This window comes from Devosia honganensis, assembly GCF_042648785.1.
GTDB lineage: Bacteria > Pseudomonadota > Alphaproteobacteria > Rhizobiales > Devosiaceae > Devosia > Devosia honganensis.
In genome coordinates this window covers 706,498-721,442 of sequence record NZ_JBHRYD010000001.1, presented here as the reverse complement: position 1 = coordinate 721,442, position 14,945 = coordinate 706,498, and the positions used below count along the sequence as shown (strand labels likewise).

Genomic DNA, 14,945 nt, shown 5'->3' with positions numbered 1-14,945 from the left:
GCGGGCTTTGTCGTTTCTGCCGGTCGCCTTCGCTCGCGTGAAACGCTGAAACGACCTAAAAAGCGAACTTTACCGAGGCGCCCAGATCGGCGCGCCAGACGTGGTCGATCTCGTAGGGCGTTATCGCCGTGACGCCCATATTACCCTTTCTGGTGTCCCCGGTCCTGAAGCCGCCGGCATAGGAGATCGCCGCCTCAAGGCCCAATACTGCAGCGGGCGTGATCCTATGCCGAAGGCCGGCGCCGATCTCGAGGGCCGGACTTAGGCTGGCATGGTCGGCCACGTCGGTAACAAACGAGCCCGAAGCCCTGTCGGTTTCGATCACGCCGGTGAGGGAGTTGATCGACACGCCCAGCCCGGCGCTGGTCCGCAGAAAGGTCTCGTCCGCAACAACCCAGTCATGGGCGATGTTTGCCATGATCACATTGCTGATTGCATCGCCCCCGAAATCGGATGTCCCGCCATAGCGGGAAAAATGCGCATCCCAGCTCACGCTTCCTCGTATATGCCGATAGCTGACGAAGGCGGAAAGAGCGGGGTCGATCCGGCGCCCCACATGGCCGCCGATCCCGATGGTGTTCCCGAAGGTCACGTTGGCGACGACGCCGCCGGCATCGGGGGCCATTCCGCCATTGGTGGTGCTGGACGATCCGAAGGCCGCGCCGCCGGTCAGGTCGAGACCGGCGAAAAAGCCGTCCTCCTGCGCCGAGACAGGTATGGACAGGGCCAGAATGGCCAATGCGGCAAGTGTCAGACGTCGCAATTTCGCCCCCGTATACGGGGCAGATCATTAAGATTTATCGTTAATAAAGTTATACCTATGCCCGGACCGGGCCATGACGATGGGCGGGGAACGACCGCGCCCGGCTGGAGCCTCAGCTCGAGCCGGCGCCGTCCTGCCGCACGAAGGCGATGCGCAGCATATTGGTGGCCCCGGGTGTGCCCAGGGGTACGCCGGCGGTGATGGCGATGCGGTCGCCGGGTCGGGCGAAGCCTTCCTGGTAGGCGATGACGCAGGCGCGATCGACCATGTCCTCCAGGTTCACCGCATCCTCGGTCTGCACGCAATGGATGCCCCAGACGATGGACAGCCGGCGAATGGTGCGCAGATTGGGCGAGAGGGCGATGATGGGCTTGTTGGGCCGCTCGCGCGCCGCGCGGATGCCGGTCGAGCCCGAGGCGGTATAGGTGACGATGGCGGCCAGATCGAGCGTTTCGGCGACCTGGCGGGTGGCGGCCGAGATGGCGTCGGCCGCGGTGGCCTCGGGCTCGGTCTGGGCGGCGCGGATGATGTTGCGGTAATTGGCGTCGCCCTCGACCGCGGCCGCCACCTTGTTCATGGTGGCGACGGCCTCGACCGGGTACTGTCCCGAGGCGCTCTCGGCCGAGAGCATGACGGCGTCGGCGCCCTCGAAGACGGCGATGGACACGTCCGACACTTCGGCGCGGGTGGGCACCGGCGAGGAGATCATCGATTCGAGCATCTGGGTGGCCACGATCACCGGCTTGCCGTAGCGGCGGCACATGCGGATCATGCGCTTTTGCAGGCCCGGCACGGTCTCGAGCGGCAATTCGACCCCCAGATCGCCGCGCGCCACCATGATGGCGTCGGAGAGCTTGACGATCTCCTCCAGCCGTTCGATGGCCTGCGGCTTTTCGATCTTGGCCATGACCCCGGCCCGGCCCTGGACGATCTTCCTCACATCGATGATGTCCTCGGGGCGCTGCACGAAGGAGAGGGCGATCCAGTCCACCTCCGCCTTGAGCGCCTCGAGCAGGTCGGCATGGTCCTTTTCGGTCAGCGCGCCGGTGGGCAGGAGCGTGTCGGGCAGGGAGACGCCCTTCTTGTCGCTGAGCTTGCCGCCATAGACCACCTCGGTCTCGATGGCGCCATTGCCCACCTTGGTCGCCCGGAGCTGGAGCTTGCCGTCGTCGAGCAGCAGGCGGTCGCCCACCGAGACGCTTTCGATGATCTCGGGATGGGGCAGGTAGACGCGCTCGGCCGTCCCCTCGTCGTCCTGATGGCTGTCGAGGGTGAATTTCTGTCCGGCGGCCAGGTTGACCGCGCCGCCGACGAATTTCCACACGCGCAGCTTGGGGCCCTGCAGGTCGGCCAGGATGCCGATAGGGCGCCCCAGGCGCGCCTCGACGCTGCGGATGCGCGCGACGGTCTGGTGCAGCAATTCGTGGCTGGCATGGCTCATATTGATGCGGAAGACGTCCGCCCCGGCCCTGGCCAGTTCCTCGATCATCTTCTCCTCATGGCTGGCGGGGCCGAGGGTGGCGAGGATCTTCGCGCGTCTGATCCGTCTCATTGCGTATCCATATCGTCTGGCGTTAGGGGAGTGTCGGGAGCGTCGGGATCGACGAGGAAGGCCGGGTCTTCGAGGTCTTCGCCCAGATCCGGGCCGACAATGCTCGGCTCGCCGGCGCTTTCGGTGAGTTGAAGCGTCCAGTCGGTCCGGTTCTGTGTATCGATTTCAAAGAACCCGGTGCGCTCATAACCCCGGGCGAGGCAATCCTCAACCCCGAATATGGTGAAGGTTTCGTCACGGGTGCACATGAAGACCTGGCCGTTCCAGGCGCCCCCGCCGATATCGTCCACGGCATAAAGATAATAGAAGCGCCGTTGCAGATTGCCCTGATAGAGCACGCGGCAGTCGCCGGGCGGGGTCTGCCACCAGCCCTCGCTGATCCAGCCGCGCTCGGCGCGATAGCCCAGGGCGACCGAAACCAGATTGGCGGTTTCGTTGCAGATGCGCAGATCGGCACGGGCGGGCGCGGTCATGGCCATGAAGCCACCCAGGGACGCGATCAGCAGGAGCGAGCAGAGACGGATGCCGTGCAAGTGGACGCCGGGAAACATTGGGAAAACGTGCCCTTCTTTGAGCCGATGCGGATGGCGAGGTCAATGGTTAATGGCCCGATATGACGGAATTGCGAGACCGGCGCGCCGCCATTTTCCCCAGGGTGTGGATTTGCCCATAAAAAGGTTGAACCGCTCGGGGGCATGGGGTTGATGGGGGCTGGAAAGTTTCCCGTTCATTTTCATGTCCGCCCGGCGCCCGATCCCGGCTGCGGACCGACCAGAGAGGTTGCCCATGGCCGTCGAGGACAGCGTCGCGCAGGATCAGCTCCGCGCCTTCATCGAGCGCATCGAGCGGATGGAAGAAGAAAAGGCGGCCATCGCCGCCGACATCAAGGAAATCTACGCCGAAGCCAAGGGCAACGGCTTCGACACCAAGATCCTGCGCAAGATCGTCGCCATCCGCAAGCAGGATGCCAATGAGCGCATGGAGCAGGAAGCGCTGCTCGAGCTCTACATGTCGGCCCTGGGCATGGTGCAGGCGCCGCCCGAGCACTAAGGGCCTTTCATATTGTGAACGGAAGCGGCGACCAGCGCTCCCTCCCCCCTTGAGGGGAGGGATGGGGAGGGGGTGGTTTGGGAGATCACCGAAGGACCCCCACCCCCGACCCCTCAAGGGGGAGGGGAGCAAAAGCAACGATTCCGCCTACAATGAAAGGCTCTAAGGCAGCTTTGCGCATTGGACCAAACGCCCGCGTCAGCGGGCGTTTGCGTTTCACCTGCAGCGGAACGAAGCAGGCTACACCTTGGCCAGTGCCGCGTTCAGCGCCGCCTGATCGTAGCCCAGCGCCGCGAGGGCCGATTTGACGATGCCGGCGTGGTCGAGGCCGGCGGCCGCATACATTTCGGCCTGGCTCGCATGCTCGACAAAGGTGTCGGGAATCATCAGCGGGCGGAATCGCAGCTTGCCGTCGAGCAGGCCGTTGGTGGCGAGGAAGGTGGCCACATGGCTGCCGAAGCCGCCCAGCCCGCCCTCTTCGGTGCTGATCAGCACGTCGTGGCCGGCGGCGAGCTCGGCGATCAGTTCCTCGTCCAGCGGCTTGAGGAAGCGGGCGTCGGCCACGGTGGGATTGAGCCCGAGCGCGGCGAGCTTGTCGGCGGCGGCGAGCACTTCGCCGAGCCGTGTGCCGTAGGAGAGCAGGGCGATGGTGGCGCCGCGGCGCAGGATGCGGCCCTTGCCGATGGGCAGGGCTTCGCCCCGCGCCGGCATGTCGACCCCCATCCCTTCGCCGCGCGGATAGCGGAAGGCGATGGGGCCGCGGTCATAGGCGGCGGCGGTCGCCACCATGTGGCGCAATTCGGCCTCGTCGGCGGCGGCCATCTGCACCAGGCCGGGCACGGCGCCGAGATAGGCATTGTCGTAATTGCCCGCATGGGTGGGGCCGTCGGCGCCGACATAGCCGGCCCGGTCGATGGCGAAGCGCACCGGCAGGCCCTGGATGGCCACGTCGTGGATCACCTGGTCGTAGGCGCGCTGCAGGAAGGTCGAATAGATGGCGCAGAAGGGGCGCATGCCTTCGCTGGCGAGCCCGGCGGCGAAGGTGACCGCGTGCTGCTCGGCGATGCCCACATCGTAGATGCGGGTGGGAAACAGCTCGGCGAACCTGTCGAGCCCGGTGCCCGAGGGCATGGCGGCGGTGATGGCGACGATGCGCGGATCGGCCTCGGCCTGCTGGATCAGCGAGGAGGCGAAGACCGAGGTGTAGGAGGGCGCATTGGAGGGCGCCTTGGCCTGGGCGCCGGTGATGACGTTGAACTTGTTGACGCCGTGATATTTGTCGGCGGAATTCTCGGCCGGCTCGTAGCCCTTGCCCTTGCGGGTCACCGCATGGACGAGGATCGGGCCGCCGCCGAAATCCCTGACATTTTCGAGGATGGGCAGCAGGTGGTCGAGATCGTGCCCGTCGATGGGCCCCACGTAGTAAAAGCCCAGTTCCTCGAACAGCGTGCCGCCGGTGAAGAAGGAGCGGGCGAATTCCTCGGTCTTGCGCGCTGGCTCGTGCAGGAAGGGCGGCAGCTTCGACACGAAGGTCTTGGCCGCCTCGCGGGTGCCGCGATAGACCGGGCCGGAGACCAGATGGGCCAGATAGGTGCGCAGCGCCCCGGTGGGCGGGGCGATGGACATGTCGTTGTCGTTGAGGATGACGATCAGCCGGGCATCCATGGCGCCGGCATTGTTCATCGCCTCATAGGCCATGCCGGCCGACATGGCGCCGTCGCCGATGACGGCGACGACATTGCGCGGCGTCTCGAGGTGCTCGCTGGCCACCGCCATGCCCAGACCGGCCGAGATCGAGGTCGAGGAATGGCCGGCGCCGAAGGGGTCGTATTCGCTCTCGGCGCGGCGGGTGAAGCCGGACAGGCCGTCCTTCTGGCGCAGGGTGCGGATGCGGTCGCGGCGGCCGGTGAGGATCTTGTGCGGATAGGCCTGGTGCCCGACATCCCAGATGATGCGGTCATTTGGGGTGTCGAAGACGGCGTGCAGCGCCACGGTGAGCTCCACCACGCCCAGCCCGGCGCCCAGATGGCCGCCGGTGACCGAGACGGCCTCGATGGTTTCGGCGCGCAATTCGTCGGCCAGTTGGCGCAGTTGCTCGCGCGGCAGGGCGCGCAGGTCGGCTGGGCTCCGGACGGTGTCGAGCAGCGGCGTGGAAGGCTTGTCGGCCAAACTGGTCCCCGTGATTAGCTGGATCGGCCCCTGTTTATGCCTCGGGCCGGGCCTTGGCAATGCCGGCCCGCCCCCGGGCCCGGGGAGAGGGCGTTGAACGGCACCATCGGGGCTTTTGCAAGGCAGGCCATCCCGATGGCGCAGGCTCAGTCGAGCTGCGCGAAGCGGGTCGGGGAGAGGCCGGCGATATCCGTGCCCACCCCCTGGACGGCGGTATAGCGGCCCATTTCGGGGGTCGGATCGAAATCGGCCTCGTCATGGTCGAAGATGACGGCGAAATGACCGGAGGCGAGCGCCGCCGGGGCGGTGAAGAGGTCGGCGACGTGTTCGAGGTCGGGGGCGACGAAATCGGGCCGGCGCATGGGGCCGTCAGCGCGCCCGGCGACATGGCGGGCGAGCGCCTGGGCCAGCGGGGTCGTGTCGGCGGCGCCGGCGGCCTCGAAGGTGTGGTCGAAAAGTCCCGCGAACGCATTGGCCCGGGGGGCCGGCTGGCTGGCGCGCAGGCCGGCCGCGGCCCGGACCGGCGGGGCCAGCGCAACGCGGGCAGCGGGCGGCGCGGGGGGCGTGCCGGCATTGGCGGAGTTGCGGATGATCGCCTCCAGCGCCTGCTGCGCGCCCGGATCGGGCAGGGCGGCGGGAGCATAGGCGGTCAGGACGTCGGCGGGCGGATCGGTCATGATCACCCGGGGCGTGGGCATGGTGGGGGCGGTCAGCGCCGCCAGCGCGGTCACCGCATCGCTGCGCAGATCGGTCGGCATGGCGACCGGCAGGGCCACGGCGACCGCCGCGTTCCCGCCCAGCTCCTCGTCCGTCAGCGGCGCGCTGCCGCTGGTGGCGAAGGGGATCGGGGCGGCCTCGGCCATGGCGACGGCCGGCATGGCGCCGTTTCCGGCATCGAGATCGCTGGGCCGCATGACCGGCATGGCAGGGGCGACAGGCTGGGACAGGGCTGCGGTCTGGACCTGCGGTGCCGGCGCCGGGGCCGGCGGGGTCGCCGCCTCGGCGCCATTGCCGCCGAACAGCACGTCCATCAGCGTCCGGCCGCTGCCGGCGCTGGCCACCCTGGTGCCGGAACTGGAGGCATTGCAGGGATAGGCATGGCACTGCTTCCACTGGGCCAGGGCGACCTGATAGCCCTCCTGGGAGAGCGGCTTGCCGTCGGTGGGCAGGTGCATGGTGCGCCCGTCGGGGAACAATTCCTTGAGCTGGGCGCGGGTCATGCGCGGCCAGGCGCGCACCGAGCCGGTGTCCAGATGCACGAACGGACTGCCTGAATTGGGATAATAGCCGACGCCGCCCACCTGCTTTTTCATGGCGGCGGCGCGCAATCTGGTCAGCGGCACGCCGGGAATGAAGAAATCCATCGCGGTGCCGCGCATATGCTGGGAATCGTCGGCGACGCCGGACGAGGTTTTGGCCAGCATGGCGTTGGTGGCCGGCGAGCGATAGGCCGAGACCACGTTGATCGGCTGGGTCGCGCCCACGTCCTGATAGACTTCCCAGATCAGGTCGAACAGGCGCGGGTCCATCTTGGCGGGCTCGTTGCGCCGCCAGTCGCGCAGGAACTGGTTGAGCTGGTTGAGGCCGGACTGCACATATCGGCCGTCGCGCTTGAAGACGATCCGCGCGGTTTCCTTGGTGTGGGTATAGTGGAGATAGAGCGCCCGCTCGGTGGCGGCCTGGGCCGGTGCCGCGGCCAGCATGGCCGAGACTGCCATGATCGCGCCGGCGACAAGCCGCACACGACGCCCCCAATTGAAAATCCCCATCCCCGTCACGCCAAACTCTGCCCGGTTCAATCGCCAGATATGGTGGGATGTTAGCGTCAAAACCGAACGATTTTGTTAACGCTAACCGGATGCGACCCGGCCGGGCCGGTGCCTCACGCCTTCGTTATTACGGGCAAAACCGGGCGCAACCAAGGCGAAACCGTAAAGCAAAGGTTAAGCGACGGGCCGTGCAATGTATTTCGTATCGCAACATGATACATTCCGGTCAGCAATGCTCGATGCTGCAATGGAATTGGGGGACCTGCGCTCACCGCCGGGCAACAGGCTGGAAGCGCTCAAGGGGGACCGGGCCGGTCAGCACTCCATCCGTATCAACGACCAATGGCGGATCTGCTTCGTCTGGAAGGCGGATGGCGCCCACTCCATCGAGATCGTCGACTATCACTAGGACCATCATGACCATGCGCGCTCGTATCCAGCCACCCGTTCATCCCGGTGAAATCCTCAAGGAGGAATATCTCGTGCCCCTGGGCATGTCGGCCGGACTTCTGGCCCGGCGCCTGCATGTGCCCCGGACACGGATCGAGCGGATCGTGGCCCGCACCCATCCGGTCACCACGAATACGGCGCTGCGCCTGGCGCGATTTTTCGATACTACGCCGGACTACTGGATGAACCTGCAGGTGGCTTACGATCTGGCGAGCGAAGCTGCCGCCATTGCCGACGAGCTTGATGGCATCGAGCGGCTGAGCGCCGCCTGATCCCGCCTCAGGGCGAGAGGTCGCCGGGCACCTGTTCGGCTTCGGCGACGATGGCGGGGACCGGAGCGGTTTCGAGGCCCAATGCCGCGATCAGCGCCTCGTTGTGCCCGTAAATGTCCCCGAAGGAGCGGATGGTGCCGTCGGCGTCCACCCGCAGGGTGAAATAGACCAGGTGCACGGGAATCCGCGTCTTGGGGTTCACCCAGCGCTCGGACGGCCCGAACAGCTTTTCCAGTGACGCGCGGGAGATGTCGGCCTCGTTGGCCATCAGCGCCTCGGCGAACTCCATGGGATTCTCGACGCGGATGCAGCCATGGCTGAAGGCGCGCTGCGAGCGCGAGAACAGGCCCTTGGAGGGAGTGTCGTGCAGATAGACGTCGTGCTTGTTGGGAAACAGGAACTTGATCTGGCCCAGCGCGTTGCCGGCGCCCGGGCGCTGGCGCACGCGGAAGGGGAAATTGCCGGCCGAGACCTGGCTCCAGTCCACCTGCCACGGGCTCACCACCGTGCCGTTATAGAGCAGGTCCATGTTCTGGTTGTCGGTATAGGCGGGATTGCGCAGCACCGCCGGGGCGATCTCGCTGCGGGTGATGGAGGTGGGGACGTTCCAATAGGGGTTGACCACCAGGTGGCGGATGGCGTCCGAAAAGATCGGCGTCTGGTGCTTGGTGGTGCCCACTACCACGCGGGTGGCATATTCCTCCCGGCCCTCGCGCAGGACGGCGAGGCGGAATTCGGGGATGTTCACCATGACGGCGAAATCGCCCAGCTCCGACGGCATCCAGCGCCACCGCTCCATATTGGCGATGATGTCCTGGCGGCGGGTGGCGCCGCCGCCGTTGAAGGCTGCGATGGTGGCCGGACCGATGATGCCGTCCACCTCCAGTCCCTGGCTCTGCTGGAAGTTCCGCACGGCCGAAACGGTCAGCTCGTCATAGGTGCCCGAGGCGGAGGCCGTCAGCTTCAGGCGCTCGCGGATGAGCGGCACGCGCGGATCGGAATGGCCCGGGCGCAGGACCGGTCCGTTGCCGATCGGGGCGGGGCGGGCGGCGCTGTCGTCGAATTCGGCCAGTGCTTTCCTCAAGGCCAGAAATTCGGGATGGCGGGGCTGGAGCTCCCCCAAGATCGCCGCCGGATCGTCGCTTCTGGCGAGGCGCTCGAGCAGTGCGGCCTCGTCGATCGGCTTGGGCTGGATATCGAGCATCTCGCTGATCGACTGGGGCTTGATGCGGCCATTGTGGATATGATGGGCATAGCGCATGGTGGCGCGCGAAAAGGCGGTTTCCAGCGCCGCCATGGCGGAGGCGTCGCCGCGGGCGCGCGCCAGGTCGATATCGGGGGTGAGATAGTCCTCTGGGCGCAGGCCCTCGGCGGCGGCATCCCGGAACAGGGTCACGATCTTTTGCGCTGCAGGGGAAAAGCCCGTGCCGCTGCCGGCCTGGCTCAGCCAGATCGGCTCGAAATGGCGTTCGCCGTAAAGGAAATACAGACGCTGGGCCTCGGCATGGGCCTGGGTGTCGGCGCGGGCACCGTAATAGGCGGCGGAGAGATCGGCCTTGATGGTGCGGGCGATCTCGCTGCGGGGCGGGGCGATGACCACGCGGACCGGCTCGAGGCTCGCCACCTGCTGGGCCAATGCGGGCGTTCCGGGGCCGGCGAGGGCGAGAAGCGCGACCAGAACGACCAGAACCTTGTTCATACCTGCTCCTTGGCGGCGAAGCGACGGACCGAATCCGCCGATTCCGGGCCGGGCCCGCAAGAATCCCAATAGCCTGCAAAGTTTAACGGGAGCAATCGCTCGCGAATTCGTGAAACGCGTCTGTGGCGGCGGCGCAACGCATGGGCGCTGCGCCGCGCCGGGATCAGAACTTGTAGTTGAGCCCGCCGCGCACCACCGAGAAGCGCTGGCCGATGTCGCGGTCCCCCACGGTGGGCAGGCCGTTATAGGCCTGGCTGCCCAGGTCGACATAGAGATATTCGGCCTTGAAGGAGAGATTGGCGGTGGCCTGCGCCTCGAGGCCGAGGCCCGCCGTCCAGCCGAAATGATTGGCCGTCTGGATGGTGGTGACGCCGTCGTCTATCTTGGCCGAGCCGCGGCCATAGGCGATGCCGAGCGTGGCATAGGGCATGACCTGGCCGACCGGCACGCCGGCCCGGGCGCGCAGCGTGCCGAAAAAGTCGGTCTTGGCCTCGAAGGTGCCGCCGCCGGCGACGGGCTCGCTATAGCCGATATTGGCCCATTGCAGGTCGGTTTCGCCGCCCACGACGAAGCCGCCCATGTCCATGTTGTAGCCGACCTGGCCGCCCAGCATCCAGCCGCTGCTGTTGTTGTCGGTCTGGCCGCCGGCCAGGGCCGGGCTGTTGGTGGTGGTGCCCCAGCCATAGCCGCCGCTGACGCCGGCGTAAAAGCCGGACCATTGCGCGGCGCTGGCGGGCGAATAGATGGGGGAGGATGCGTTGCCGGCGTTCCAGTTCAGATCGGCGGCCTGCGCCGATGTGGAGACGGCCAGAACGGCGAGCAGCGCGATGCCGGAATGTCTCATGATGGCCTCGTGGTTAAGAACTTGGCGCAAAGTCACTCCAATCTCTTAACGATGCGGTAAGGAACACGGTTAACGCGCCGGCCGGGGCGATCACATTTGCCCCAGGATCAGGCCGCGTCGCCGATCAGCCCCTCCGCCAGGCCGTATTCGTGCAGCTTGCGATAGAGCGTCGAGCGTCCGATGCCCAGCGCCCGGGCGACGCGCGACATGCGCCCGCCATGATGGCGGATGGCGAATTCGATGGCCGCCCGCTCGATATCGGCCAGGGGGTGCAGCTGGCCGTCATCGCCCAGGAAGCGGTCGGGCGAGGGGGCCAGCGCCGGCTCGGGGCGGATGCGGGGCAAGGCGGCGTCGATATGGATCGGGGCGACGGGAAGCGGGGTCTGCTCCAGGGTCCGCAGTGCCTCCTCGCGCCCCGAGGACCGGGAGACGATCTGCGGGAAATCCTGGGCTTCGAGGAAGGCGCCGTCGGTAAGCACCACGGCGCGATAGACGGCGTTTTCGAGCTGGCGGATATTGCCCGGCCAGTCATAGGCGCAGAGCAGGTCCATGGCGGCGGGGGAGATGCCCAATATGCGCTTGCCCGCCTCGGCCGAGAACCGGGCGATGAAATGGTCGGTGAGCGCCCCCAGGTCCTCCTTGCGCTCGCGCAGCGGCGGCACATAGATGGGGAAGACGTTGAGGCGATAGAACAGGTCCTCGCGGAATTCGCCGGACTTGGCCAGGTTGAGCAGCCGCCGGTTGGTGGCCGAGATCAGCCGCACATTGACCTTTTCGGGTCTCGCGGCGCCCACCGGCTCGATCTCGCCCTCCTGCAGGGCGCGCAGCAGCTTTACCTGCAGCTCGGGCGACAATTCCCCCACTTCGTCGAGAAACAGCGTGCCGCCATGGGCCTCGGCGAACTTGCCCGGCTGGTCGGCGATGGCGCCGGTAAAGGCACCCTTCTTGTGGCCGAACAGCACCGATTCGACGAGATTGGGCGGGATGGCGCCGCAATTGACGGTGACGAAGGGTTTGCCGGCCCGCTCGCCCGTTCCCTGGATGATGCGGGCGACCAGTTCCTTGCCGACGCCGGTTTCGCCCTCGATCAGCACCGGGATGGCGCTTTTCGCCGCCTTGGCGCTGAGCGTGAGCACGCGCGCCATGGCCGGGGCCGCGGCGATCATGTCGCGGCGCGTGAAGGTGCCGCTCTTGCGGGCGCGCTCGGCGCGGATCGCGGCTTCCAGCGTATCGAGCTTCATGGCGTTGCGCAGCGAGATGACGAGGCGCTCGGGCGCTACCGGCTTGACGAAATAGTCGGCGGCGCCCTGGCGCATGGCGGAGATCACGGTTTCGAGCGAGGCATTGGCCGTCTGGATGATCACCGGGGTGGTCAGACCCTCCCGGCGCATCGCCTCCAGCACCGCCATGCCGTCGAGATCGGGCATGACCAGGTCGAGGATCATGGCGCCCACGCCGGGGTCCTCGCGCAGGATGGACAGGGCCTGCTCGCCCCCGGTCGCGGTGATGGGCTTGAAGCCGGACCGGTTGGCGATCTCGGCCGTCAGCCGCAATTGCACCGGATCGTCATCCACAACCAGAACGCGCGTCATCACTACCCCATAGCCCAGCCGGTGCCGGCACGAATCGTGCTGTGCCGTTTTGGGAAAGACGATGCCGGCAGGGCCTTAAGAGGATGTTAATGTTAGAGCATCGGACCGAAAAGTGCGGCATGGTTTGGGGACGGACCGACGCGGTCATAAACGGATAGGAGCGCTCGATCCGCTTCCATCGGATCGTCCGGCGCTCCAGGAAACAAGTGCACCCGCCGGGCTCGCTTCCGGCCAGCAAAAAGGGCCCCGGCTTGCCGCCGCGACCCTCCAGGCCAGATCGTCCCCGTTCGGCGTCTGCCACGCTATTGGGCGGCGCTCTGCAGCTTGGAAAGTTCGTCCTTCACCTCGAGTTTCTTGCGCTTGAGCGCCGAGATCATCAGGTCGTCGACCTGGCGGTTCTGCATCTCGATCTGGATTTTCCGGTCCAGTTCCTGATGCCGCCTCTCGAGCGCCGCGATATAGCCTTCAGTCGTCATGAGAACTCCTTTCAGCGTGTTGGACGGGGTTATCGTCCCAAATATTTCGGGCTTTGTCGATGCCGTTGGAGCCGATGCCGGAAAACTGATGCAAAGCCCGGCGCGATCGGATAACAGGGGAAGGATCAGCGTCTGACCATATCGGTGTTCCATGCTGCCATTGACCAAGGAGCAGGAGGCTCAGCTGGGTCTCGAACTGGCGACCAAGCGCCAGGAGCACGCCGATCTGGATGCGGCCATCCATACGCTCACCCAGTCGCATCTGGCCGACAGGATGCTGATCCAGCGCCTCAAGAAGCGTAAGCTGGCGCTCAAGGACCGGATCGTGCAACTGGAAAACATCCTGCTTCCCGACATCATCGCCTGAGCGCGGCCCGCGCTTCGCTTGAGTTGCGCCCCGAATTGCGCTAAGGGCGCGCTTTGCGGAGCGGGACGAGGGAAATTCCATGCTCAAGCCACCCGTTGCCATCGTCATGGGCAGCCAATCGGACTGGCCCACCATGCGGCTGGCCGCCGAAACCCTCGAAACCCTGGAAGTCGAATATGAGGCGCGCATCGTCTCGGCGCACCGCACCCCCGCGCGGCTGGTGGATTTCGCCACCAATGCGCGCGAGGAGGGGATCGGGGTCATCATCGCCGGCGCCGGCGGGGCGGCGCACCTGCCCGGCATGATCGCCTCGATGACGACGCTGCCGGTGCTGGGCGTGCCGATCCGCTCCAAGGCGCTCAACGGGCTCGACAGCCTCTATTCCATCGTGCAGATGCCCGGCGGGGTTCCGGTGGGAACCATGGCCATCGGCGAGCCGGGCGCCATCAATGCCGCCCTCATGGCTGCCGCCATGCTGGCGCTGGCCGACGAGGACCTGGCCGACCGGCTCGAGGCCCATCGTGCCCGCCAGAGCCAGGCCGTGCCCCAGTTTCCCTCCGATCTCGAATAGGCGTTCCTTGTCCGAAAAACCCGCAATTCTGCCTTCGGGCGCGACCATCGGCATATTGGGCGGGGGGCAGCTCGGACGCATGCTGGCGCTGGCCGCCGCGCGGCTGGGGTTCAGGAGCCATATCTATTGTCCCGATCCGCACAGCCCCGCTTTCGAGGTCACCCCGCACAGGACCGTGGCCGCCTATGACGACATGGCGGCGCTGCGCAGCTTCGCCGCCGCAGTCGATGTCGTCACCTACGAGTTCGAGAACGTGCCGGCGACGACCGCCGAAATGCTGGCGAGGCTGAAACCCCTACGTCCCGGCGCCAAGGCGCTGGCGGTCTCGCAGGACCGGCTGGCCGAAAAGGGTTTCCTGTCCTCCAAGAACATTCCCGCGGCGCCCTATCGCGCCGTCCATGGCCTTGCGGATCTCGAGGCCGGCCTTGGCGAGCTGGGCCTGCCGGCAGTGCTCAAGACCACGCGGCTGGGCTATGACGGCAAGGGCCAGCGTGTGCTGCGCGTGGCGGGCGAGGCCGAAGCCGCCCTGGCCGCGCTCCAGCCCCATCCGCTGGTGCTCGAGGCCTTCGTGCCGTTCGAAAAGGAGATTTCGGTGGTGGTGGCACGCGGGCTCGATGGCGCGGTGCGCGCCTTCGATCCCGCCTGGAACGTGCATCGCGACCATATCCTCCACACCTCCACCGTGCCGGCAGGCATCGCTCCGGCGCTGGAGCGGCAGGCGGGGATGATCGCCAAGGCCATCGTCATCGCCCTCGACTATGTGGGGGTCCTGGGCGTCGAATTCTTCGTCGTCGGGGGCGAGGGCAAGCCGGGCCTGCTGGTCAACGAGATCGCGCCGCGCGTGCACAATTCCGGGCACTGGACCGAGGCGGCCTGCCTCACCGACCAATTCGAGCAGCATATCCGCGCCATCGCCGGCTGGCCGCTCGGCGATCCGCGGCGCCATGCCGATGTGGTGATGAAAAACCTCATCGGCGCGGAAGTCGAAACCGTGCCCTCAGCGCTGGACGGCGAGAGCCAGCCGCATCTTTACGGCAAGACCGAAATCCGCCCGGGCCGCAAGATGGGGCATGTCAACACCATTTTGCGCCAGGAGTAGGCGGATGCCGTCCTTACTTTCTGCCCGCACGCCGCAACCATCGTCACCACCCGGTTTATCCGGGTGGTCCATGCGACCTCGCGGCGAAACTGGATTGCCCGGATAAACCGGGCAATGGCGAAGGAAGTGCTGGCCCGGCCTCCTCTCCCCGCGATCCTGCCTGCGCAGACGGCATTTTCGGGTGGTGGTATGGACATGGCCAGCGCGATGAGCTATAGACCGCGCCACGGTGACCGGCTCCGCTGGTCGGCGGGGTGGCTGCTTTGGCCCTC

At 66.6% G+C, this 14,945-nt stretch carries 14 protein-coding genes and 1 pseudogene; 6 read left to right on the top strand and 9 right to left on the bottom strand.

All coding sequences use genetic code 11. From position 1 onward, the window contains the following. Window positions 1-55: 55 nt before the first annotated feature. From ACFOOL_RS03470 to ACFOOL_RS03460, 3 genes are all read right to left on the bottom strand, one after another. On the bottom strand, window positions 56-763 hold the full coding sequence (locus tag ACFOOL_RS03470) for a hypothetical protein (RefSeq protein WP_380094891.1): 708 nt from the start codon (window positions 761-763) through the stop codon (window positions 56-58). A 112-nt stretch (window positions 764-875) separates the two neighbouring features. Then, on the bottom strand, window positions 876-2,315 hold the full coding sequence (pyk, locus tag ACFOOL_RS03465) for a pyruvate kinase (RefSeq protein ID WP_380094889.1): 1,440 nt from the start codon (window positions 2,313-2,315) through the stop codon (window positions 876-878). Then, window positions 2,312-2,866 (bottom strand): DUF1036 domain-containing protein, encoded by a 555-nt coding sequence (locus ACFOOL_RS03460; protein WP_380094887.1) that lies wholly within the window; start codon window positions 2,864-2,866, stop codon window positions 2,312-2,314. The genes pyk and ACFOOL_RS03460 overlap by 4 nt, the downstream gene beginning before the upstream one ends. Before the next feature lie 235 nt (window positions 2,867-3,101). On the opposite strand from ACFOOL_RS03460, the gene ACFOOL_RS03455 reads away from it, so the two are divergent. Next, window positions 3,102-3,365 carry a DUF2312 domain-containing protein gene (locus tag ACFOOL_RS03455; protein ID WP_380094885.1) on the top strand — a complete coding sequence of 88 codons (264 nt, stop codon included), beginning with the start codon at window positions 3,102-3,104 and terminating at the stop codon, window positions 3,363-3,365. 240 nt (window positions 3,366-3,605) lie between these two features. Here the strand turns inward: ACFOOL_RS03455 and dxs are convergent, their stop codons facing one another. Continuing rightward, window positions 3,606-5,534 (bottom strand): 1-deoxy-D-xylulose-5-phosphate synthase, encoded by a 1,929-nt coding sequence (gene dxs / locus ACFOOL_RS03450; protein ID WP_380094883.1) that lies wholly within the window; start codon window positions 5,532-5,534, stop codon window positions 3,606-3,608. A gap of 146 nt (window positions 5,535-5,680) precedes the next feature. Next, complete coding sequence (locus tag ACFOOL_RS03445; protein ID WP_380094881.1) at window positions 5,681-7,276, bottom strand: DUF882 domain-containing protein; 1,596 nt, start codon at window positions 7,274-7,276, stop codon at window positions 5,681-5,683. Window positions 7,277-7,535: 259 nt separating this feature from the next. Between ACFOOL_RS03445 and ACFOOL_RS03440 the strand changes: the two are divergent. Both ACFOOL_RS03440 and ACFOOL_RS03435 read left to right on the top strand, forming a co-directional pair. Continuing rightward, a pseudogene (locus tag ACFOOL_RS03440) lies at window positions 7,536-7,712 on the top strand (type II toxin-antitoxin system RelE/ParE family toxin); the annotation flags it as partial. A 13-nt stretch (window positions 7,713-7,725) separates the two neighbouring features. Next, window positions 7,726-8,025: a HigA family addiction module antitoxin gene (locus tag ACFOOL_RS03435; RefSeq protein WP_380094880.1), complete on the top strand. Its 300-nt coding sequence runs from the start codon at window positions 7,726-7,728 to the stop codon at window positions 8,023-8,025. 7 nt (window positions 8,026-8,032) lie between these two features. Here ACFOOL_RS03435 and ACFOOL_RS03430 read toward each other — a convergent pair whose 3' ends face one another. The 4 genes from ACFOOL_RS03430 to ACFOOL_RS03415 form a co-directional block, all read right to left on the bottom strand. Next, window positions 8,033-9,724, bottom strand: a complete 1,692-nt coding sequence (locus ACFOOL_RS03430; protein ID WP_380094878.1) for a L,D-transpeptidase family protein — start codon at window positions 9,722-9,724, stop codon at window positions 8,033-8,035. A 163-nt stretch (window positions 9,725-9,887) separates the two neighbouring features. Further along, entirely contained in the window at window positions 9,888-10,568 is a 681-nt protein-coding gene (locus ACFOOL_RS03425) for an outer membrane protein (RefSeq protein ID WP_380094876.1), read from the bottom strand. Between the two features lie 107 nt (window positions 10,569-10,675). Then, window positions 10,676-12,160: a sigma-54-dependent transcriptional regulator gene (locus ACFOOL_RS03420; RefSeq protein WP_380094874.1), complete on the bottom strand. Its 1,485-nt coding sequence runs from the start codon at window positions 12,158-12,160 to the stop codon at window positions 10,676-10,678. A gap of 302 nt (window positions 12,161-12,462) precedes the next feature. Then, window positions 12,463-12,636: a YdcH family protein gene (locus tag ACFOOL_RS03415; protein ID WP_380094872.1), complete on the bottom strand. Its 174-nt coding sequence runs from the start codon at window positions 12,634-12,636 to the stop codon at window positions 12,463-12,465. A 160-nt stretch (window positions 12,637-12,796) separates the two neighbouring features. On the opposite strand from ACFOOL_RS03415, the gene ACFOOL_RS03410 reads away from it, so the two are divergent. The 3 genes from ACFOOL_RS03410 (at window position 12,797) to ACFOOL_RS03400 (ending at window position 14,673) form a co-directional block, all read left to right on the top strand. After that, complete coding sequence (locus tag ACFOOL_RS03410; protein WP_380095907.1) at window positions 12,797-13,003, top strand: YdcH family protein; 207 nt, start codon at window positions 12,797-12,799, stop codon at window positions 13,001-13,003. A 79-nt stretch (window positions 13,004-13,082) separates the two neighbouring features. Then, window positions 13,083-13,574 carry a 5-(carboxyamino)imidazole ribonucleotide mutase gene (gene purE, locus ACFOOL_RS03405; RefSeq protein WP_380094870.1) on the top strand — a complete coding sequence of 164 codons (492 nt, stop codon included), beginning with the start codon at window positions 13,083-13,085 and terminating at the stop codon, window positions 13,572-13,574. A gap of 7 nt (window positions 13,575-13,581) precedes the next feature. After that, entirely contained in the window at window positions 13,582-14,673 is a 1,092-nt protein-coding gene (locus ACFOOL_RS03400) for a 5-(carboxyamino)imidazole ribonucleotide synthase (protein WP_380094868.1), read from the top strand. The last annotated feature ends 272 nt before the right edge of the window (window positions 14,674-14,945 follow it).